The following is a 21,302-nucleotide window of genomic DNA, read 5'->3' on the forward strand; positions in this document are numbered from 1 at the left end:
TCGCCATCCGGATCGCTGAACACTATGCCGTGACATTGCCCAACCAGCCTCTGGCCAATCCGATTGTCTGAAGAAGAGCAATTGCTCCATCGGTCAAGGCGACCGTCATCCACCCAGGTTCGAGTGAACCCGAGAAGATCTTTGCGACGACAAAGATTGCCACGAGTCCACGAGTGATCGCAGTCAGCAGCCAGACGGCCTCGAGCTTCTGAACCAGTACGGGCCGGGTTGTGAGCAGCACGCCGCCATAGAGGCAGGCGATCCCAACCGAAAGCACGAAGACGCCGACGTATGAAAGATAGGGAAGCGAGTCCTGTGGCGCGTGCAACCTCATCATGTGCAAGGTCGTTGTAGGCGCAACGATGAGCAGCACCCCGGTCGAAGCGTCTGAAAGGCCGGTGAGGATCTGATAGCCAAGCAGGAGGCGACGCTTCATAGTCTCTCCGCCTGCGTTTCGGTAAGGGACGTCAAAGCGACCTCCTTCAAGAGGCTAAAGGCGTCGATAAACCAGTCGAGAGAAGCAAGCAATATGAGTATCCCGAGAAGCAGACGCAGAGCGTAGATGGTATTGCGCAGGATACCGGGGACAATTGAGAAGGCTGAGTCCGAACCTTCGCGCCACCCTGCGAAGAACATGACCAGGACGTAGGCAAGGACACTTGCCTGCCATACATAGAACGACCAGGTGCCATTGAAGATCCAGCCGTCCTCACCCAGAAGCTGAACCATGACGAAGATCAGCAAGCTGGAGACGAACCCTGCCATTGCAAGAAATGAATGACCGACGAGCCCGTCCGTGAACTTGAAATGATCAAGCACTCCGGGCAGGAATAGCATCCAGCCTGTCGGAACCAGGATCGACCACCAGCAGAGAAATGAGATCCGCCAGCGGCGTGTGTTCTGGTGCCAAAGGAAGGCGTTATAGTAGGTCGGCGTTAGTGGAATCCAGACGAGAAGGCTGCCAAGACTGATCCACTGCATGGGCCTGTGATGGCTCACGTTCGCTCGTCCCAGACCGAGGCACAACAGGAACTCAGCCGCGAAAATGAACCACGCCGCAGTCATCTGCCATGAACGTGACGATTTGCGTCTGGTAAGTCCAAATGGGAGCAGAAGCAGGATCGCGATGATGGCCAATGTCGACTCAAGCTGACTCGCACCGGTCGGGCCTCCAGTATCCGGATTGACGGGCGGGTAGATGGTCGGGCTCGCTGCGATGTAGATGAGAAAGGGGATCATCAGCAGAAGAGCCAACCCAGTTATTTTGAAGATTCGAGCTGTCAGGCCTGAGTTCGTCTCGCGCTTCCACCCGCTCACGAGTGAGCATGTGAGAAGCACCCATACCGATGCGAGCGCCATTGGAAACAGAACCCGAGGGTACCCAACCCAATCGAGGAAGAGCTTGCCGCTGGAGTGACCGTTCAGCCAGGAGAGCGCTCCGATGCCGAGAGCAACAGACCAGACCCATAGTACCGGACGACACCAGCCCACCATCTGCTCGCGATCGGAGCCGTATACCCTGAAGAGAAAGGCGACTAGTGGGAGGCTGCACCAGCCATAGAGTTGCAGATTCATGTGAACCGGCATCCAGCGCCCGTAGGTCCATTGCCCGAGCAGATTGTTAATTCGGGGAAGTAGGAGCATGGACGCAAGAAGGACGCCCACTGAATTGGCGACGACGAGCCAAAATAGACTGTGCCACGCCGCAGTCGCCATAACGCGACGGCTATTGGAGTCACCAGAAGCGTGGAGTTGCGTGTTCGCTTCTTGGACGAGAAACGGGTGCAACGTGCCAGCACTAGGCCGACTGAGGCTCATAAATCCTCCCGTCATGCATTTCGACAAGACGGTCACAACGCTGGGCAAGCGCGCGATCGTGCGTGGCCATGACCAGCGTTACGCCTTCTTTGGCAACCAGATCGAGGAGGAGGTCAAAAACTACGGCGCTTGTCCCCTCGTCGAGCGAACCCGTGGGTTCATCCGCGAGCAGGATACGAGGTTGGTTCATCAGGGCGCGGCAAAGCGCCGTCCTTTGACGCTCTCCTCCTGAGAGCTTCTGGATTCGATGACCCAGCCGATGACTGAGGCCGGTACGCTCCGTAAGATCGCGCAGGCGCGCAAGTGCCGTAGTACGAGCGATGCCGGCAGCTACGGTTGGAATGAGGCAGTTCTCTTCAAGTGTGAGATCGGGAATGAGGTTATGAAGCTGGAAGACGAAGCCGATCTCATGACGGAGCAGACGTAGCGGACTGCGATGGCGATTGATCTCGACGCTGTTTACTGAGACGCGGCCACGGTCTGGTTCGTCGAGCCCACCAAGCAGATGAAGCAGTGTACTCTTACCGCAGCCCGAGGGGCCGCACAAAGCCACGGTCTCACCTTCGAAGCCCACAAAATCGACGCCGTTGAGTACGCTGATGGCGCCTTCGTCATAGCTCTTCCATACGTCTTTAGCTCGAAGGACGATACGGCGTTGCGTCTCGATTGTTGGCATAGGAGTTGTCATTCGAAGCGAAGCGCCTCCACCGCGCGGATGCGCATGGCATAAAGGGCCGGGTAGAGAGCACCTGCTACACCGGTCAGAAATGCGAGCACGATCACGATAAGCACAACCAGGGGCTGAATCGCTACGTCGACGTACCCGTGAAGGGCCGGAATGAGCTTGAGTGCGAAGAGAAAGCTGGTGCCGATAACGAGTCCCACTGCCGCGCCGAGAACCGATACGAGAGCTGACTCGCCAAAGATCATTGCCGAAATTTGCGAGTTTGAAAAGCCGCTGACCCGCAGGATGGCAATCTCGCGAATGCGGGTGAACACCGACATGATCATCGTGTTTGCAACTCCAAGCCCCCCGAGGAGAAGGCCGCACCCACCGACTGCCCATGCGGTCGCTTTCAGAATCTTGAATTGAGAGTAGGTGCGAGTGAACTCCTCGTCTTCGAGTGCAACCAGGTTAGGAAACTTCACCTTGACCGTGCGTTTGAACTCGGAGGCGTCATCTTTGTTCACAAGTTTGATCGTAATGACGGAGGATGAGTCTTCCTTGTGAAAGAAATTTTGGGCTGAGGTAAGCGGCATGAAGACTCCACCATCTTCAAAGCCATTCGCCGTCCTGATGATCCCAATCACATGAAATACTCCATGTCCGATTTGCACCGAACTGCCAAGCGTCGCGCTCATAAACTCGGCAGCACGTTTACCGAGCACCACGTCATCCGCGTGCTGTGCGAAGACGGAACGATCTCCTTTTGTCCACGTCGCTTTGCGCAGCCGTGCGTCGGCGGTGGTGATGCCAAAACAGGTGATAATTGGATGATCAGCGCTCGATACGATGCCAAAGAGCACTGGGTCGGCATGCTGCACCATCGGCCAGGATGCAATCTCCCTCACTGCCGCCGCGGGTACGTTGCTGAAGAAGAGATCGGAGACGTTGCGCTCAAAGACAATGATCTCACTGTCATTCGAGAGGATGCCCGAGAACATTCCTACAGCCCCCTGCAGCACCGTAACGATCGTAAGCATGGCAGCCACGCTAAACGCGATGCCTGCAATGCTGATCAGGGACCTGATCCTGTGACGCAGTAGATTCGTGAGAATCAACTTGAAATAGATCATGCTGTCCCTCCGCCAGCGTCACCACAGACGCTCTGCGTGAGCTGGATCGCTTCTGCGCCAAGCTCTGTACGGAGGTTCTCGAGGAAGCTAACTCCCGGCCTCACTAAGATCAAGCGACGAAGCATTCCGTCGCCAAGATCGATGAGACGATGGAGACGCTCAACGGCGCCTCCGACGCCGATCACGAGGGCGACGTTCGGTCGGTTGAGTGACAGATCGCGAGAGACCGTCTTTCCGGCTTCAGCCGAACTTTGCAGCACATCCTTCAAATCGTCGACAATTTGGTAACTAAGACCCCAATACAGCGCAATGCGCTCCAGTAGGTGCAGTTCGGCGTTGGAAGCTCCACCTAAGATGGCAGGCAGCACCAGCGTCAGCCGAATCAGGGATACTGTTTTGCCCATGGCTATTTGCTCGGTCGTTTGCCGGTCGTGTGGCAGCGTCCCATAATGAAGATCCATGCTCTGGCCGTTGAGTAACCCGTCCACCCCTAGATGTCGCTCGAGATACGCTAAAGCCTTTGACCGGCGCTCAGGCACAGAGTTTGAGACAGCCCGCCAGGTGAGGGCATATGCCCGATTAATCAAAGCAAGTGCGGCCAAGATAGCGCCGGCGTCTCCGAACTCGAGATGAACGCAAGGAACTCCGCGCCGTTCGACCGCATCATCCATAGAAGGAAGGTCGTCGAAGAGCAGAGACGCGGTATGGAAGTATTCGAGTCCTATGGCTAGATCGGTCGCATCAGTTTCCAACAGGCCGTACCCAAGAGATATCTCGGTAACAATCTCTGGACGGATAAGGCTGCCGGGATTTCGCAATACCTGATCCAACGCCTCCTTCAAATGGGGCTCCAGAGTCGCAGGCAATGGCAGAGAGCCGGTAAAAGCATCGTTCAATCGTTTTCTGTGTTGCTCGGCCATATACTCCCGCGATGATATTCATGTGACAGTTCGACATTGCTCAACCTCTCCGCAGGCTTACAGAGGGCAGAATGACAGGCCTGCGAGTTGTCTCGCCCTCCTATTGAGACGACTAGGCTAAGTCTTTTGATAGCGCATTAAGGCGCAGCCAAGGATGACGATTCGTTCATGAAAACTCGGCGCATGATTCAGCGAGATTAATGGTCAGGAGCAGACACACAATCGCTACTCTTAGGATACGAGGAATACGAAGTGCAGCCGCGACGCACAAGATGACAAGTTGTTCATGTTTCGTCAGTAAGGTGTGTAGTTGGTCTGAAGAGAGATCGAGGCGCTGGAAATGGCTTACCATCACTTCATGCAACTCCTGCTTGTGGAGGATGAAATCGAGATTCAGGGATTCCTGAAGCAGTCCCTTGCCGATGCAGGTTACGAGGTGAACGCTGCCAAGGATGGGCGAACCGCCATGCAACTTGCATCTGGAAAAAAGTATGACGTTCTGATCGTCGACCTTGGCCTGCCCGATCAAGATGGCATTGACCTGATCTTGCAACTTCGCCGGTCCGGCGTAAACAGTCCTGTACTGATACTTTCGGCCCGAAGATCAGTCGACGACAGGGTCAAGGGGTTAGAGCAAGGTGGCGACGATTACCTCATCAAACCCTTTGCGCTTGCAGAATTGTTGGCCAGGTTACGCAATCTTCTGCGAAGAAACCAAGCTGCGACCGAAGAAGCATCCCGTCTACGTGTCCTTGATCTGGAACTGGACTTTATCAGGCGTAGAGCCTTCCGTGGAGGCGAGGTCTTGAATCTAAGTCCGCAGGAGTTTGTACTTCTGGAGTATTTATGTCGACACGCTGGGCGCGTTGTTACTCGATCGATGCTTCTCTCCGAAGTTTGGGGAATGCGAATTCAACCCGATACGAACGTCGTCGACGTACATATTTACCGGCTGCGCGGCAAGGTAGATACGGAAGGCCGTGAGCCGCTGATTAAGACTTTACGAGGTATTGGCTATGTCCTCAAAGACCGCTAATCCCATCATGCATAGCGCCGCCTGGCGCATTTCTCTATGGGCAACTCTTGCCTTTGCAATTGGAACAATGCTCGTTTTTGTGATGCTCCATCGCTTTGTCGCAAACGACATACAGCGGCGGAGTGACGCGTGGCTCTCTGGAGAGGTTGCAGTACTCGGTGATGTAGCCGGGCGAACGCCAAAGGACCGCCTCTACGGTCGGGTGGTGAGAGAAGTCGCGGAACTTGCAAGTAGAGAGGTGCCGAACAAGCTGCGTTCCAATGGAAATGAGAACGATTCGGTCTTCTTCCTTCAAGCCGGAGACGACGGAGCTCTCAAGCTTTGGGTGGGTGCCGGTGACGGGACGCCAAACTTAGCCGCGATTCAAGCGCGAAAGTTTGTTGCCGACGTGCCCTACGACTTGAATGTCAAGGGATTCAAGCACCCTTTTCGGGTAGCGTCGGTGCAACTGGAGGATAGGAGCCACATCTATCTCGGGCTCTCGGAGCGAGACGAACTGCGTGTACTGAGAAACCTTCGTTTTCGCTTTTTTTGCCTCTGGCTACTCATCGTACTGTTCGGTTCCGCGATTGTCTTCTTCGTGACCAGGCGTATGCTGGGCCACGTTCGCGAGATAACCGAAGCTGCATCCAGGATTGGGCAATCTGATTTGAGCAGCAGGGTTCCGACCAGCAAACGGAACGACGAAGTAGGGCATCTGGCGCTAACGCTCAATCGCATGCTAGACCGAATAGAAAGCTCGGTGCATCAACTGCACACCATCACGGAGTCCCTCGCTCACGACCTCCGTAGCCCGTTGACGGCGATTCGAGGGAAGCTGGAGGTCGTTCTATCAAGCGATTTAAAGGTCGAACAAAGTGAGCCGATCGTCTTGGCTATCGATGAACTCGATCGACTCTCGGAATTCCTCAATACTTCGCTTGATGTTGCCGAAGCGAAGGCTGACGCGCTTAGGCTTTCGCTCGTAGAAGTCGATCTTGATGAACTAATTCGAGTCATGATTGATTTGTACGAGCCTTGTATGTCGGAGAAAGGGCTTCGAGTGAATCTGCGCAGCACTGGTCCTGTCACTGTACTGGCAGACGCAGCTCTTCTTCATAGAGTGATCGCAAACCTCCTCGATAACGAACTCAATCACCTCCCCGCATCATGCACCGTTTCGATAAAACTTGGAGCAAGCGAGAACGCCGCGATTCTGATTGTGGAGGATGATGGCCCGGGATTTGCTTCGGAGATTGGCCTCCAAATGTTCGAGCAGAGGGTGAAAGGAAGAGACTCCAAGGGGCATGGCCTTGGGCTTGCATTTGTTGAAGCCGTGGTGCGCGCTCACGGAGGAAGTGTGACGGCGTCAAACCTTCCAACTGGAGGAGCTTTGCTGTCGATTACCTGGCCGCGTGAGATCGGAGAGAAGATCGAAGCTCCTCACTCTCTAACACTGATCAACAGGCAGGCACATGCAAACCTTGCATAAAATAGGTGTGACCTTGGAGATGATCAAGTGGGAACACTCGATTTTCGCGCTGCCGTTCGCTTTAACCGCTGCGATGCTAGCAGCATCGGGCAGGCCTCGCATCTCTCAGGTTTTCTGGATTGTTGTTTGCATGGTCTTCGCCAGATCCGCGGGCATGGCGTTCAATCGCTGGGCAGACGCCGAACTCGATGCAAAAAACCCTCGGACCAGAATGCGCGCAATTCCTGCAGGTCAGTTATCGAAAGGCTTTGTCGGTAGCTTCACGATCGTAGCTTCCTTACTATTTGTGATCGCTGCCTCGCAACTGAACCGGCTGACTCTTCTGTTGGCACCGGCTGAACTTGGACTCATTTTGTTCTACTCTTACACCAAGCGGTTCACTCGCTGGTCGCATTTGGTTCTGGGTCTTACACTGGGCTCCGCACCGACAGCGGCCTGGATCGCGATCCGCGGGACTCTCGATCTCAGAATTTTAGTATTGACCTTGATGGTCCTCTGCTGGGTAGGAGGATTCGATACTCTTTACGCCTGCCAGGATGCGGAGCATGATCGAAAGGAAGGACTGAATAGCTTGCCTGCTGCGATTGGTGTTACAAAAGCGTTTTGGTTGGCGAGGGTTTTACACGTTGCAATGTTCGCCCTAGCACTTTGGCTCATTCACCTCTTCGCATTGGGTCCGCTCGCCTGGGCTGGAGTCTTTATCGTCGCCGCACTGCTTCTCTATGAACATTCGATTGTATCTCCCGGCGACCTGACTAGAATGAACGTCGCTTTTTTCACGATGAATGGCGTTATCTCCATCGTCTTTTTTGTATTTGTTGCAGCCGCCATTCTGACAAGATAAATCGCTTCGGGTAGAGTTCGTGTCTCCAAAGAGGAGGAGAAGCGTTGAATCATGCGCTGGTCGCGCGAATATTGCTGTCTATTCTCTGCGCGCTTCAGGGACTCGCCACGCTTGCCATCGATCTTAACCGGACCCATGCGACCAATCCCACCTGGACAGGGCATGCACGATTCCATGTCGTATGGCAGACCATCACAGTTACGCTCCCTGCAGGTGTGGAATTCATCCTGATCTGGTCTCACGGCCTCCCGAGGGCGGATGGCTTTTATATAGCTTGTCTCCTTACCTCACTCTCTCCTCTTGCCTTTCTTTTCGCGTTGACAACGCGAAGGATTTACGGTGGAACGTTGTCCGATCCCAATGGCATTCCTCCGGTGCAGTTGGCGTGTTGCGGCCGAGCGCTCTCTATTGATATGAACCTCACCGCGATTATCATAGCCTTGGCTTGTATCGCAGTCATTATCGTGATTTACCGGGCGTAGAACGAGGAGAATGTATTCTCCCGAAAGTACTGCAATGCCCATAATGGAGTTATCTCTTCTGCTTTGGCTATCGATATGTTGGCAATCAGTATGATTCCGCGCTTGTACATGAACGAATTGTCATCTCGAACTAAGGGATTGTGGAGAGAATCTTAATCATTTAGAAACCTGACGCGGCGTAGTTTGGAACTAACCATGAATGTTCTAGTCATCGAAGATGATCGGAAAATCTCGAGTCTCCTTGAGCGCGGACTCAGTGAACATGGGCACCGAGTGTCTATCGCGGGCAACGGGCGAGAAGGCGCTGAGATGATGGTGGGCGGAGGGTACGATGTTGCTCTGCTGGATATTCTTTTGCCTGGAATAGATGGTCTCGCAGTATTGGAGCGGGTACGGGCTAAACGCTGTAAGACGGCGATTATGATGTTGACCGCAGTAGATACCGTGCCAAAGGTTCTTGAGGCGTTTGATTTAGGAGCTGACGACTACCTGGTCAAGCCATTCCTGTTGGAGATTCTTCTGGCTCGCTTGACCGCGATTGCCAGACGCGGGCAATCCCCGGCCCCTCCCTTACTTCAGGTCGGGGATCTCATCCTGGATCGTAGTCGTCGATCCGTCCGGCGGAATGGGAGGTCTATTCATATGACACGGAAGCAGTTTGATCTGCTCGAATTGCTCATGCGTCGCAGTGGCCTGGTCGCGACTCGAGAGGATCTGGTTGAGGCGGCTTGGGGATACCTGGCCGATGTGAAAGACAATACGTTGGATGTATATGTTCATGGTCTCAGATCAAAACTTGAACTACAGTCCTATCAGCAGCAAATCACGATCCGTACAGTTCATGGGACAGGCTATATGTTAGTGACTGAATGAATACAACATAATGCGATCTCTCTCCGTCCGAGCCAAACTTACGCTGTGGTATTTGGCTGTCATATCGACGGCCCTCCTTTTGTTTGGCCTGCTCACGTTTGGAGCATTGCGCTATGCCCTCCTCAAGGTGAAACAAGCGACCCTGAACCGACGCGAACATCGGCTGATCCTTTATCTGGAACAGAACAGGCAGAAGCACGCGCTCGCTCCGCTCTCGGAGCAGCTAGCAAGCTATGCACTGATCACTCACGAAGGAAATCTATTCCAGATCAGAGATCTTCGAGGTAGCCTGATTTTTCCGTTTAGCCCGGCAGCGGCAGCCTGGTTGTCGCACCCCGCTGCAGAATGTGCCCCACCGGTCTTCAGGGATGTGATCGTGGAGGGGCAACCAGTGACGGTGGTGTGCCACACAATCTTGCTGGACGGACAGCCGGTCATGCTCTACATCGGCGGATCGCTCGAAGAGGATATGTACATTCTCAGCACCTACCAGAAGACACTTCTATTTCTGCTTCCTTGTCTTCTTGGGCTATCTGCGGTCGGCGGGTATTTTTTGAGTAGGCGCGCGATGCGTCCGGTCGATCTGATGACGAAGGCCGCTTTAGAGATTGGAATTGGCAACCTCTCCTCGCGGCTACCCATCCCCTCGGCGCGGGACGAGATATGGTCGTTGGCAATAGCGTGGAACCAACTGCTGGACCGTCTGGAGGGTGCCGTCTCACGGCTGAGTAAATTCTCTGCCGACGCTTCGCATGATCTGCGAACGTCTATTACCGTAATTCTGGCCACAGCACAGGTCTCGCTCGATCGACGTCGCTTGGAGGAAGAATATCGAAGCGATCTCGAGCGCATCGTTAGTGAATGCCGAATCGCCTCGACCCTGTTGGATGCCCAGTTATCATTGGCGCGAAGCGGTAATTTCATTCACGAGGTCGCATTCCAGAGAGTTAATGTCACAGAGCTAGTGGTCGCGGGTTGCCGTCGCGTCGAGGATCTTGCAGAATCCAGCGGAATCATCCTGGATTGGAAACTGCCTGCAGATGATCTCTTTGTGGAGGGCGATGAGTTGTTGCTGCAAAGACTGTTAGGAATTCTTCTGGACAATGCGATCAAATATACGCCGGCGCAAGGTGAGATTCTTGTCGAAGTCTGCGGGACACAGTCAGAGGTCTTCTTGACCGTCCGCGACACCGGTATCGGGATGTCCGAGGATGTACGCCAGCATATCTTTGACCGGTTCTATCAAGCCGACCTTAGGGAACGAAGGAATCTGGCTGGCAGCGGATTGGGCCTGTCCATTGCCAAGTGGATAGCCGAGGCGCATCGGGTCGAGTTCGTAGTGGAGAGTACGCCGATGAAGGGCTCCGAATTCCAGATCCGGTTTCCCGCTGCCGCTTCTCTGCACTCTGGAGATACCGTCCGGACAGAGTATTCTCTGACGCTCCCGTAGCCGAACTCAACGCCAGAGTATAGAGCGAGAAGAATGCTGCCCGGCTCGTGTTTAGCTCATAAGGGGCTGTGTCGATCGTTAATCATGCCTTAAGAAGACCTTGCATCTTTTCTAAGAAATGAGTGCCTTCACTCTGTCTTAGCCCAACAACTCAAGACGCAATTGGGGGCAATCCGATCACGACCGTTCACAGACGCAGAACAAATGGATCACCTCTGAAATCAATATGTTTGATGCATCGACGAACAAATGAGCATCGGCCGGAATCTATTCGGTCTTGTGCTAATCGTGCCGCCTCACGCATGAGGAAGTAACACTGCATTCATCCTCGCTAGCTACTTTTGCGGAACAGACATCAACACCGCAGATGATCCTCAGGAGGATAGTTTTGAAAAACACTTTGAGTGCGCGTTGGTTTCGACTATTCACAATCTGCTTTGTCCTGTGCCTCTACACAATCGTTCCAGCTTCTCTTCTCGCCCAGCTATCCAGTTCGATCACCGGGACAGTGCTGGATCCCAGTGGCGGCGCTCTGCCCAAGGCCACCGTCATTATCCGTGGCGCGTCTGGCAGTGTCAGCAAACAAGCCAGCACCGACGGCCAGGGCCGGTTCTCGGTCGATGGACTGTCCGCCGGCATATATACGGTGGAAGTGACATCCCAAGGATTCGTAAACGCCACGCGCACCGGCGTGCGGGTCACTGCGGGACAGCCATTGAATGTTTCGTTTCAATTGGCCGTTGGAAATGTATCCCAGCAAGTTACCGTTTCAGCGGCAGACTCTGACTCAGTTGCGGTCCAACTATCGCCGATACAGACGCCCCTCGATACCGAATCCCCGCGATCCGAGTTCGGCACCGAGTATATTAAGCAATTCTCCTCGCCAGTCTCTGACTACGGCACTGTTTTACAGATGGCGCCGGGGACTTTCAGCATCAGTCCGAATGGAATCGGCCTCGGCCAGGATAAGACCTACTTTCGCGGCTTCGCCGATGGCAACTACGACATCACCTGGGACGGCATCCCCTTCAACGACACCAACGGCCCCACACATCACTCCTGGGCCTTTTTCCCTTCGCAATGGCTCGGCGGCATCGACTTCGACCGCAGCCCTGGTACCGCTTCCACGGTAGGTCCCACACCTTTCGGCGGCTCTATCAACCTGCTCTCCAAGGACGTTCCCGACCAGCAGTCCCTTCGCACTTCCGTCGCCTATGGTTCGTTCAACACCCTCCTGTTAGACGGTCAATACGATTCCGGTCCAATCCTCGGCAACAGCAAGGCAGGCCTTTCGCTCGATCTACAGCGCCTTACCTCTGATGGCTTCCAGACCTTCAACCATCAGCAGCGCGTAGCTGGTGACGTGAAGCTACAGTACAAGTTCTCCGACAAGCTCGTCCTCACGGGCTACAGCGGCTGGGTGATGCTGGACAACAATACGCCCAACACGGTGGCCCCTACCCGAGCCCAGGTCGCCGCATTCGGCTACAACTTCCTCCTGAACAACGATCCCACAAGCCCTTACTATTATGGCTATAACGGCTATCATCTTCCCACAAACTTCGAATACGTCGGCCTTCTCTCGGATCTCGGCCATGGGTGGAAGCTGGATTTAAAGCCGTACACCTATAGCTATAAAAATCACCAGTGGTATACCACCCCTCCCATCAAGACCCCGACAGGGGGAGTCAATCCCACCTTCTGCTCGACTCCTGTCAGCGGCATCCTTCCCTGCGCCTCCGACCAGCTCAACGGATACCACAAGTATGGTGAGGTCAGCTCGGTCAGCCAGACCTCGGCCTATGGCGTTTTCACCGCCGGTATCTGGTACGAATGGGCCTCCACCAATCGTTATCTCTATCCCACCGACCCGTTCACCCGGGCTTTCGGAAGTCTGCCCAGCTATCGCGAATACTTCACGACCAGTTCCTATCAGCCATTCACGGAGTACTCCTACAGGGCTATTACCCGGCTTACGCTCACCGGTGGATTCAAGTACGCCTACTATGCCCAGGACTTTACCCAATACCCCGACAACGGCAAAACGATCGGTACTCCGCCCGCCGGCGCGTCCTCCGTCTTCAATCATGCCGGCTACAGCTCTCCTCTTCCGGACGCTCCGTCAACTACCGCATTCTGCCGAACTGGTCCGCCTACGCCCAGTTCGCTCAGGGCAGCGTCATTCCACCCAGCAGCGTCTTCGACGTCAAGTCAGGAGCGGTTGAGACCCTGCCCAAGCCTGCTCGCACCACCGCCTATCAGGCTGGTACCGTGCTCAAACTCAAGCGAGTCATGTTCGACGGCGATGTCTATCGCATCAAGTTTCAGAACGCCTATACCAGCTTTACTCCGCCCAACGGAGCCCCCATTTATTTCCTCAACCCCGACTCCGTCACCATAGGTGGCGAATTGGAGACTAACATCTCCCTCACTCGCGGCCTCAGCCTTTACGCCAACGGGAGCGTAGGCCGCGCCCAGTACACTGGCGCCGGCGTTCCCTCTGGCCTCTGGTGGCGAACACTCCCTCCTACACCCAGGGCCTCGGACTCACCTACCAGCAGCGCAACTTCGACCTTGGCATCTTTCAGAAGCGCATTGGTCCCATGTGGAACGACAACAAGTCTTATCACAACCAGGTCGCGATCGATCCCTTTACGATGGTGAATCTTTTCCTCAACTACACCGTCCGCAACAACACCCTCTTTGATCAAACCAAGATCGGCTTGAGCTTCAATAATCTCTTGAACTCAGAAAATACCATCGGAGTCACTCCAGCGAATGCCGCCGTGCCCGTCTCGATAGGCGGTGTTAACTCGACCTATCTTGCAAGCACCACCTCAGCAGGCGGCGATCTGCTGACGCTCACGCCAGGTCGGAGCGTGATGCTTTCCGTGACCTTCGGCCTTCAGCGAAAACGATAGAAACGTTCAAATGCTCGGCTTCGAGCCCGGCGAGTGATTCACAAACTTATAGCGACTGTACTGTTTCAGATCGCCTGTCTTTGCCAGATGCAAAGAGAAAGTCCAAACCATGGGCATGCCAATCGCCGCACTCAAGGTTGTCCGCCTCATCCATCTCTACCTCGGCGTCTTTATAGCACCAGCTATAGTGTTCTTTGCGTTCACCGGTGCATTACAAACCCTCTCGCTCCACGAGAGCTCTAAGGGCAGCACCTACAAGCCCGCACACTGGATCATCGTGTTGGCCCAACTTCACAAAAAGCAGACCACCGAACGGCCTGCGAGCAAGGTTCAGCAGCCGGCCACCTCTTCCTTAGCAAGTAAAGCCGGTGGGCCAGAAAGGACCGGGAGTTCGGAAAAGGGTCCAGCCCATCACCCACTTTCCCTGAAGATCTTCTTCTTGGTCGTTAGCGTCGGCCTATTTGCTTCTACGGCTACCGGCCTTTACATGTCGTACAAGTACTGCCGCAGGAAGGTACTCTTAGCAATTGTTTTTATCGCGGGCATCGTCGTTCCAATCTGTCTCACTTTAGCTTAGGAGATTCAATCGATGAACGTATGAACAATCGATCTCACTTCTTCGACTGGCCGCGGCGTGGATCTAGCCATGTGGAGGATCCAACCAATACCACTTCAGCCCCAACGCGAGAGGATTTTAGTCTGTGAACATTATTAGGCCTATTTCTATCTGCTTGATGCTTTCTTCATGTGTGGTTGTACAGTCTCAGTCGGAGAAGCCTACGGCAGCGACTCCGAAACCGGCGAAGACGGCGTATTACGTCGATAGCGCATTGCTGGACGTAGGGGTGTTCCTCCCGGAGCCGCCAGCGGTGGACTCAGCTTTGACTAAGGCAGAGTTGGCGGAGTTGCACCGCATCGAGCGGGTGCGGACGCCGGAGCCGATGGCAAAGGCACTGGCAGACGAAGGCGAGGAGAATATGTTCGTCTTCAAGACAGTCTTTGGTCCGGGCTTTACAGCGGAGGCGCTGCCAGTTACGGCGGCCCTGGGCGTGCATGTGAAGAATGAGCAGAGCGTGGTAGGAAACCAGCTTAAGCATTCTTATCAGCGCCCACGGCCATATCAAACCGACACTACCCTTCATCCTGTGTGCGCGCTAAAAACGGAGCATGATTCTTACCCAAGTGGACATGGGATGACCGGTTACCTGGAAGCGTTTACTTTGGCGGAGATCGTTCCGGACAAGCGAACTGAGATACTGGCGCGCGCAGACGACTATGCGTTAAACCGTTTAGTGTGCGGAGTGCATTACCCCAGTGACATCGAGGCAAGCCGCAGGGTAGCGTATGTGGTGTTCGGTTACATGCTGGCTACGCCAAGGTTTCAACGAGACCTGGCCGCAGCGCGGGAAGAGATCCGAGCAAAACTTGGTTTAGCGAGGAACAAAAATTAAGCGGAAGGACTGCGGGCCAAATGAGCTGAACACGGTGATCCGGCTCTGGCCTGACGGGCCCCCAGTAGCCTGCCCGACGTTGGGCCGGAAATCACCTTCGGTAGCCCGGCTGTCTTCGGTCCCGAGACCGTCATGCTGCGCAATGTTTCGGACCCGAGCTTCACCGTATTCACGCCTGACCCGGCCAAGGCCAATGGCGCCGGCATCATCGTCTGCCCCGGCGGCGTCTGGCGGGTTCTGGCCTGGGAGCATGAGGGGATCACTCCGGTGCGCTGGCTGGCGGCGCGCGGCTACACGGCCTTCCTGCTGAAATACCGGGTGCGGGGCACCCCGCCCGATCCGGCCGAGTACGCCGAGAACGTGGCCAAGAGGTTCGCCGGCATTCCGGCCGTAATTCCCGGCGCCAAGGCGCCCCGCGCACTGGCCGATGGGCTGCCCGATGAGAGCATCCCCGCGCCCGGGAAATCGCCGGCGACGACGGCCGTCCCGCGGTCGAGATCGTCCGCGAGCGAGCCGCCGAATGGGGCGTCAAGCCGGATCGGATTGGCATGGTCGGCTTTTCCGCCGGCGCCTTTTTGGCCACCGACCTCGCGATGGAACCGCGCGGCGCACCGTTGGCCTTCATCGCGCCGATCTATGGCGGCGAGACCAGGGCCGCCCCGTGTCGTCGTTGAAAACTGCCCCGACTGCTGCTCGCTCTGTCTTCGAAAAACAACGAAAGCAACGACAACAAAAAAAACATAGATTGCGCAGGTTGAGACGGTCACTCTGTATCAGGTCTAAACGCGTCGAACAAACCTCTACGTCCCAAGGCGTGTCAAAATCAGTCCCCGGACACGTGCTGGTTCTGAACCGTAAGCTGTGTCAGGCGCGGTTGCCCCTTTACTCTAGGTTTCCAAACTGGGTACATCAGCTCTGGCATCGGCTTCGTACGGAATATCTTGCGTGCCTGCCGAGCCATCCATCGGGCCCAGGTCTTCGCCTTCTTTCGCCGAGCGCTATCCGTCGAGATGCCCGTCCCGGCGTACATCTGCCGGTACAGCTTCGACAAAAGCACAAACGCCACGCGAGCTCGCAGGTTAGGTACGCATGAGGATCTTTTCCAGACCGCTCCGAAGTCGTAGAACCTATCCCAGACTCCCTGCGTCCGCGCCCCGATCTCGTCCGAGCTCATCAGCGGATGCGGCGTAAACATCTTTGGACGGATCGCAGTCGGAATCAGCCAGTACCGTGTAATCGGCGTCCCATCTACCATCAGCGGATTCTCTGCTTGCTCCTTCTCCCATCGTCCGAAGTCCACTGTTCCCGGAAAAGGCGTCATCATCACGAACTGCGCGAACGTCACGCCAGCCTTCAGTGCCAACTCCACCGTCGCATCAAATGTGCTCGGCTTGTCTGTCGGCAAACCGAAGATGAACGATCCGAGCACATGCACCCCATGCTTTCGGAAGGTTTGCAATTGCTGCACGAGCCGATCCCCTGAGTAGTTGAAGTCTTTGTACACCGCCTTCAACCCTTCGGGCGTGACCGCCTCCACACCCACCAGTGCTCCTTTAATGTTCGCCCGTCGCATCGCGTCCAAGTACTCCGTATCCTCGGCAGACTCCATTGTGATCTGCGTGAAGAACACCATATCCTTCGGCAGCTTGGCCATCTCTGCCATCAACGAGAACCGCTCTGCTCGAGTTTGCATCAGCGACTCTACCCTCTCATGGTTGTTCTGCTCCCGCGCCAATCGCAGGTCCGTCAGCGTCACCGGGTAGAAGTTGTCGTCCGCCAAAGCGATAAACCGAAAGCCTCGCCGCCGCAAATCGATGATCTCGTCAATCACTTTCTCGAAGGTTCTCTGCCGAGGTGTTTGTCCATCGGTTCGCCACACCGAGCAAAATGAGCAATGCTTAGGGCACCCGCGAATTGTCTGCACCGACGCCCACATGTACTTATCTATCTGCATCAAATCCCAGCGCGCCGACAGGAATTCCTCGCCTTCGATCTTCCCGCCGTCATAGATTCGCTCCGCGCATCCTGCCTCGATATCATGCAGCACTCGTCCCCACGCCACATCCCCATCGCCCTTCACTACCGCAGCCGCATGACCGCGCTCAAACGGCTCCTCTGGGAAAAGCGTCGCGTGTATACCCCCATACACCACCGTTGCACCCCGCTTCCACGCAATCCTCCCCACCTCATAGCCTCGCAGCGCATTGCCTGTGTGAACGCTAATTCCAACCACATCCCCGGCTTGGATCGTCGCCGGATCGAGCTGCTCCAGTGACTCATCCACCAAACGAGGGTCGCCCATTGATAGGGGCGTCGCCGCCGCCAACACAAACAACCATCGCGGAGTAATCACCGCAGTCCCAAAAGAATTGTCGCTAGGGTTTATCAAATGAACAGCCATATGGGCAATGCTCCTCGTGCGATTGCAGTTCGGAATGAATGGATAGAGGCCGGAGTTGGGCAGAGTCGAACTTCAGTCGACCGCGCAGACGAAGTTCGTCGTGTTCCCCGATCACTCACGGCTGTAACATGCTGCCATCGCAAGGTCTTGTTTCTCGGCGAGGAATGTCAACAGTCGAATTCCTGTGGTCTTTTCTGTTGTTTTAAGGCAGCGAATCATGTTGCTGGCATCTATCCTCCCGGAAGCCCTGCGACCTACAAAACAGCGAAGTCAGAAACCGCCGGCAGGCTTGATTAGGCATTGCTTTAGTCTTTGGTACGAAAGAGAGCATGGTTGATATCTGGCCAGAACTCTTTGAACACAAAGGTCGCAGCATCCACACCGACATTAATGCCCCATTTCTGAGCGGTGTTGCCGAAGGTACGTTCGCTTGCGGGATAGTAGAGATTAGAAATGCCAGCGGCTGCGCCAGCGCCGATGACTTCGCCACTGTTGAAGGTCGCGGTTCCAGCATCGGACCGCGTGATGACGACGCGGCTGAATGCATAGCCGGTTCGCTTAAAAAAACCGCCTTTGCCCAGCGTGTAATACCGGATGTCTTCATGCGTAAGTGCCGGCACGATGAACTCAACCGCGTAGTTCTCGATCGATTGATCGGCATAGGTGTGCCAAAAATAGCGGCCATAGCCGGCGGCACCCTGATGGAACTCCGGGGTCGCTTTGGTTGCCATCGAATAGCCTGCCAAAGCGGCGGGGAGTAGCAGCGCGGAGTAGTCGAAAGAGTCCTCGGAGGCGGTGATGAACTTTTCCTTCGCCGATTGCGGAGGAAGCACCTGATTCGCGCTAACCGCACGAAAGTTGGGAATGATACCGAGGATGCGTTTGGTCTGTGGAATTTGCTCATCGGCCGGTGACGACGTGTTGTTCTGTTGGACGGCGACCGGCTCGTTCGAGGAGGAGTAGCCTTTAGGAGCAGAGTGCATATCGCTTAGGAGCGTGATGAACACATCTGGCGAATCAGGTAACGAGGGCTGAGATGTCTGCTGCAATTGGGCGACGCTGTAAGAACTTGAAAAAAGTACGAGACAGACTAAATAGACGGACGAAGTTCCAGGCATAAATGATCGATTGCTCCGCACGGCTTAGCCGTTCGCTTTTCATTAGACTCGCGCGAAGCAACGATAAATTGACTTGAGATACTGAATGAACAAATCGTCATGGAACTCTTGCGTATTGCGGCGCTGTCAACCAGAGCAATGTTCAGCACCTACAGTAAGGGGTTTGCGAATGAGGTTGGGCCCAAGCTGTGCGGGTCAACATGATCTCTCCTGGTGTTATCGAGACCGCAAGCTCGCACGGCATACCATCTCCACTCGACATAGTGCTTCCATCTGGGGCAGGCAGTCCGCACCCTATCCGGATGAATCGGAGCAGCGCACACCTCGCATCGACAGCTACTATCAAATATACGGACTCAATATCGCTCACTGCGAAGTTCTGTCATGACAAAATGTTCATCTCGAGATGAATCCGCGTGCGTTTGAACAAGCCTCGACGTGAAGAGCGCGGAGACGAGTCGTATCCATCTATTTGGGGGTCGGAGCCGTTATTGCTTGAAATCGCGACTGCAGATCCAGACTGATCGTCACCCTTGACAGGAGCGAAGCGCGTGGTCGGCCCTCTGCTTAATAAATAGGTTCCCTAAGTCGAGATGAAAAACTATCGAAGCAAAAGTTTAGAAGCTTCGATAGGAAGAGGCTTGTCCGCCTTGGATAACAATAAGCTAACCTGCCACAGTTGCGGATCTGAAAGAACTGTTCCATATGCAGGCATGCCAGATAGCCTTATGCCATTCTTAATCTTCCAGTAGGTTTCCCCGACGGGATCGTCACTAACCCCGACGACGCCATTTTTATGCTTGGCCCAAAGCTGCGGAATCCTTGGAAACATGTTTCTGGCAAGGGGGGAGGACTCATTAGCTGTGCCGTGACACTGCACGCATTTGTTCTTGTAGATTTCCGCGCCAGCTGTCAGGTTGTTATCGCTGGCAACAACGGGAGAGCCTGTAGGCATCTCGCGCTTAATGCGGCTTTTCATGACCATATGTGTGATCTTTGCCTCGAATGGAAATGTAGCGTCTGTGGTAGCCACAGGAGGTTTGCCAAAGACCAAATAACAGTAGATTACCGCTGGTAGTAAAAGTAGCCCCGCTATGAAGCTGAGGAAAGAGAGAGCGATTCGCTTCATGTATGTCTGTACTCCAAGAAGAATGCGGCGACGATACCACCAGTAGATAAAACAACCTAACACGGCGAAACATCAACCTTACAATGACAAATTGTTCATTGAAAGATTGTGTTGATGGCAGATAAGCCTCTCGGAGAGAGCCAAGTAGCCCGCGACGCTGGCAGCTAACCTGCATACGCCGCGGACCACTTTATGGAACCTGGCGCAATGGTTTAATGACTGTCCCCGTCGTGATCAACGTCGGCTCCGCTGGTCGCTTTTTGAGCAGCAGGGCTTAACGAAACGGTGTCGGTCGGCAAAGATGCCTGGGCTTGGTGTGATGCAACTGGCGTGGGGGTTGATTTCTGAAGTTCTGGCTGATTGTTTGTGATGGCGACGGAACTTATGGCGGACAAACTCATGGTGCTACCTCCATAACGTGTATCGATCCGTGCGCCTAAATACTTCATGGTTTGGCAAATGAACTTTTTGTCATAATCCTAAGTTTTGACAACAGATCACGACAGCTCTGCTACCCCAGATCTCCAGCAATAGAACGCGGTAACTCTACCAATGATCTTGAACCGAATTGCTGATTGGGTTGCACGTACCAATCGACTCACTTTTGTCGTCAAAATTCGTGACGATTTGTTCATACAGCGTCTCAACCTAATCCATCGACGCTCCGCGAAAGTCTATTGAAAGGTGACAAGATGTCGCAATCGAGAGTTGAAGGAGATAGATCATGAACAAGTACTTCGCTGAATTCATCGGAACCTTCTTCCTGGTTCTGACCATTGGATGCACGGTCATCGGCCAATTTCTGGAGGGCACTTTAATCCGGCCGTTACGCTGGGCATCTGGCTGCGTGGGAAATGCGAGACCAAAGATGTGGCGCCATACATGATTTTTCAGGTTATGGGGGCGGTACTGGCGGCCTTGGTCGTAAAGTTTCTAAAGGGGGGCGGCGCTGTTGTGCCGCTCCAACCGGAGACTATACCCGCGCTTCTGGCGGAGTTTCTTTTCACCTTCGCGCTCGTTTACGTCGTGCTGAATGTGGCTACGGCCAAGAGCACGTTGGGCAATTCCTTTTATGGACTGGCGATCGGTTTCACGGTGCTGGTGGGGGCATTTTCCGTTGGCAACATTTCCGGTGGAGCGTTCAACCCAGCGGTCGCGGCGGGCATCTCCGTTCTCGGGCTATCGTCCTGGGCGAATATCTGGATTTACCTGGTGGCTGATTTTGCTGGCGCTGCTGTTGCTGCTGGAGCTTTCAAGGCATTGAATCGAGCCGAGCGTGAAGATGTTCGTCGGCTCCAATCAAGGGATCAACCGCGAGAAAAAAGGGAAGTTGCCTGATCGGGTGCCTGTCAGAACCGGTCATGGCGTTGTGATGAGACGTATATTAAGGTGAAGGGCCGTTCGATCAGAACATGCGACGCTTACTCTTGCTTTGCTGTGAGATAGAAAGACAACTCAGCGTGAAACTCAAAATGAGTTTCGAAATAAATGATCAGGTTGCAGAGAACCTTAGAGTGCTTGATTGTTTATTGAATGGAAGAGATTTTGGTCAAGGTCTCACTGCCGAGTTCGACATGGTAAAAGGTTCGGG

19 protein-coding genes and 2 pseudogenes are annotated in these 21,302 nt (G+C 54.6%); 13 read left to right on the forward strand and 8 right to left on the reverse strand.

Annotated features, from left to right (window positions below; all coding sequences use genetic code 11):
- Positions 1-22: 22 nt before the first annotated feature.
- The 5 genes from BDD14_RS25505 to BDD14_RS25525 are packed head-to-tail and all read right to left on the reverse strand — an operon-like array spanning position 23 to position 4,457.
- Positions 23-436: a hypothetical protein gene (locus tag BDD14_RS25505; protein WP_130422398.1), complete on the reverse strand. Its 414-nt coding sequence runs from the start codon at positions 434-436 to the stop codon at positions 23-25.
- Complete coding sequence (locus tag BDD14_RS25510; protein ID WP_130422400.1) at positions 433-1,818, reverse strand: heme-copper oxidase family protein; 1,386 nt, start codon at positions 1,816-1,818, stop codon at positions 433-435. The genes BDD14_RS25505 and BDD14_RS25510 overlap by 4 nt, the downstream gene beginning before the upstream one ends.
- Positions 1,799-2,506, reverse strand: coding sequence for an ABC transporter ATP-binding protein (locus BDD14_RS25515; protein ID WP_242618197.1), 708 nt, complete (start codon positions 2,504-2,506; stop codon positions 1,799-1,801). The genes BDD14_RS25510 and BDD14_RS25515 overlap by 20 nt, the downstream gene beginning before the upstream one ends.
- Entirely contained in the window at positions 2,503-3,615 is a 1,113-nt protein-coding gene (locus BDD14_RS25520; protein WP_130422402.1) for an ABC transporter permease, read from the reverse strand. The genes BDD14_RS25515 and BDD14_RS25520 overlap by 4 nt, the downstream gene beginning before the upstream one ends.
- Entirely contained in the window at positions 3,612-4,457 is an 846-nt protein-coding gene (locus tag BDD14_RS25525) for a polyprenyl synthetase family protein (RefSeq protein ID WP_165420247.1), read from the reverse strand. Before BDD14_RS25525 ends, BDD14_RS25520 begins: the two co-directional genes overlap by 4 nt.
- Positions 4,458-4,875: 418 nt before the next feature.
- Between BDD14_RS25525 and BDD14_RS25530 the strand changes: the two genes are divergently transcribed.
- From BDD14_RS25530 to BDD14_RS33310, 12 genes and pseudogenes are all read left to right on the forward strand, one after another.
- The gene (locus BDD14_RS25530) at positions 4,876-5,571 is read left to right on the forward strand and encodes a winged helix-turn-helix domain-containing protein (protein WP_242618198.1); all 696 of its coding nucleotides are present in this window, start codon (positions 4,876-4,878) and stop codon (positions 5,569-5,571) included.
- Positions 5,552-7,042 (forward strand): ATP-binding protein, encoded by a 1,491-nt coding sequence (locus BDD14_RS25535; RefSeq protein WP_130422406.1) that lies wholly within the window; start codon positions 5,552-5,554, stop codon positions 7,040-7,042. The genes BDD14_RS25530 and BDD14_RS25535 overlap by 20 nt, the downstream gene beginning before the upstream one ends.
- Entirely contained in the window at positions 7,026-7,886 is an 861-nt protein-coding gene (locus tag BDD14_RS25540; RefSeq protein ID WP_130422408.1) for a UbiA-like polyprenyltransferase, read from the forward strand. Before BDD14_RS25535 ends, BDD14_RS25540 begins: the two co-directional genes overlap by 17 nt.
- 44 nt (positions 7,887-7,930) lie before the next feature.
- Positions 7,931-8,368 carry a hypothetical protein gene (locus tag BDD14_RS25545; RefSeq protein WP_130422410.1) on the forward strand — a complete coding sequence of 146 codons (438 nt, stop codon included), beginning with the start codon at positions 7,931-7,933 and terminating at the stop codon, positions 8,366-8,368.
- Positions 8,369-8,563: 195 nt separating this feature from the next.
- A complete protein-coding gene (locus BDD14_RS25550) occupies positions 8,564-9,241 on the forward strand; it encodes a response regulator transcription factor (RefSeq protein ID WP_130422412.1) in 678 nt (225 codons plus the stop codon).
- 10 nt (positions 9,242-9,251) lie between these two features.
- Positions 9,252-10,691 carry a sensor histidine kinase gene (locus BDD14_RS25555; protein WP_130422414.1) on the forward strand — a complete coding sequence of 480 codons (1,440 nt, stop codon included), beginning with the start codon at positions 9,252-9,254 and terminating at the stop codon, positions 10,689-10,691.
- 367 nt (positions 10,692-11,058) lie between these two features.
- Positions 11,059-11,784, forward strand: a pseudogene (locus BDD14_RS34040) (carboxypeptidase-like regulatory domain-containing protein); the annotation flags it as partial.
- Positions 11,785-12,524: 740 nt separating this feature from the next.
- Positions 12,525-13,121, forward strand: a pseudogene (locus BDD14_RS33300) (TonB-dependent receptor domain-containing protein); the annotation flags it as partial.
- Between the two features lie 80 nt (positions 13,122-13,201).
- Positions 13,202-13,612: a hypothetical protein gene (locus BDD14_RS33305; protein ID WP_242618199.1), complete on the forward strand. Its 411-nt coding sequence runs from the start codon at positions 13,202-13,204 to the stop codon at positions 13,610-13,612.
- 109 nt (positions 13,613-13,721) lie between these two features.
- On the forward strand, positions 13,722-14,189 hold the full coding sequence (locus BDD14_RS25565) for a PepSY domain-containing protein (RefSeq protein ID WP_242618200.1): 468 nt from the start codon (positions 13,722-13,724) through the stop codon (positions 14,187-14,189).
- A 172-nt stretch (positions 14,190-14,361) separates the two neighbouring features.
- Positions 14,362-15,063: an acid phosphatase gene (locus BDD14_RS25570; protein WP_165420248.1), complete on the forward strand. Its 702-nt coding sequence runs from the start codon at positions 14,362-14,364 to the stop codon at positions 15,061-15,063.
- 132 nt (positions 15,064-15,195) lie between these two features.
- Positions 15,196-15,807, forward strand: coding sequence for an alpha/beta hydrolase family protein (locus tag BDD14_RS33310; RefSeq protein ID WP_242618201.1), 612 nt, complete (start codon positions 15,196-15,198; stop codon positions 15,805-15,807).
- 79 nt (positions 15,808-15,886) lie between these two features.
- Here BDD14_RS33310 and BDD14_RS25580 read toward each other — a convergent pair whose 3' ends face one another.
- The 3 genes from BDD14_RS25580 to BDD14_RS25590 all read right to left on the reverse strand — a co-directional run bounded on the left by BDD14_RS25580 (position 15,887) and on the right by BDD14_RS25590 (position 19,711).
- Positions 15,887-17,464 carry a B12-binding domain-containing radical SAM protein gene (locus tag BDD14_RS25580; RefSeq protein WP_130422418.1) on the reverse strand — a complete coding sequence of 526 codons (1,578 nt, stop codon included), beginning with the start codon at positions 17,462-17,464 and terminating at the stop codon, positions 15,887-15,889.
- A gap of 305 nt (positions 17,465-17,769) precedes the next feature.
- Entirely contained in the window at positions 17,770-18,447 is a 678-nt protein-coding gene (locus tag BDD14_RS25585; protein WP_242618202.1) for a hypothetical protein, read from the reverse strand.
- A gap of 736 nt (positions 18,448-19,183) precedes the next feature.
- Positions 19,184-19,711 carry a c-type cytochrome gene (locus BDD14_RS25590; protein WP_130422422.1) on the reverse strand — a complete coding sequence of 176 codons (528 nt, stop codon included), beginning with the start codon at positions 19,709-19,711 and terminating at the stop codon, positions 19,184-19,186.
- A gap of 780 nt (positions 19,712-20,491) precedes the next feature.
- Between BDD14_RS25590 and BDD14_RS25595 the strand changes: the two genes are divergently transcribed.
- Positions 20,492-21,049: an MIP/aquaporin family protein gene (locus BDD14_RS25595; protein WP_207231830.1), complete on the forward strand. Its 558-nt coding sequence runs from the start codon at positions 20,492-20,494 to the stop codon at positions 21,047-21,049.
- The last annotated feature ends 253 nt before the right edge of the window (positions 21,050-21,302 follow it).

This window comes from Edaphobacter modestus (genome assembly GCF_004217555.1).
Lineage (GTDB): Bacteria > Acidobacteriota > Terriglobia > Terriglobales > Acidobacteriaceae > Edaphobacter > Edaphobacter modestus.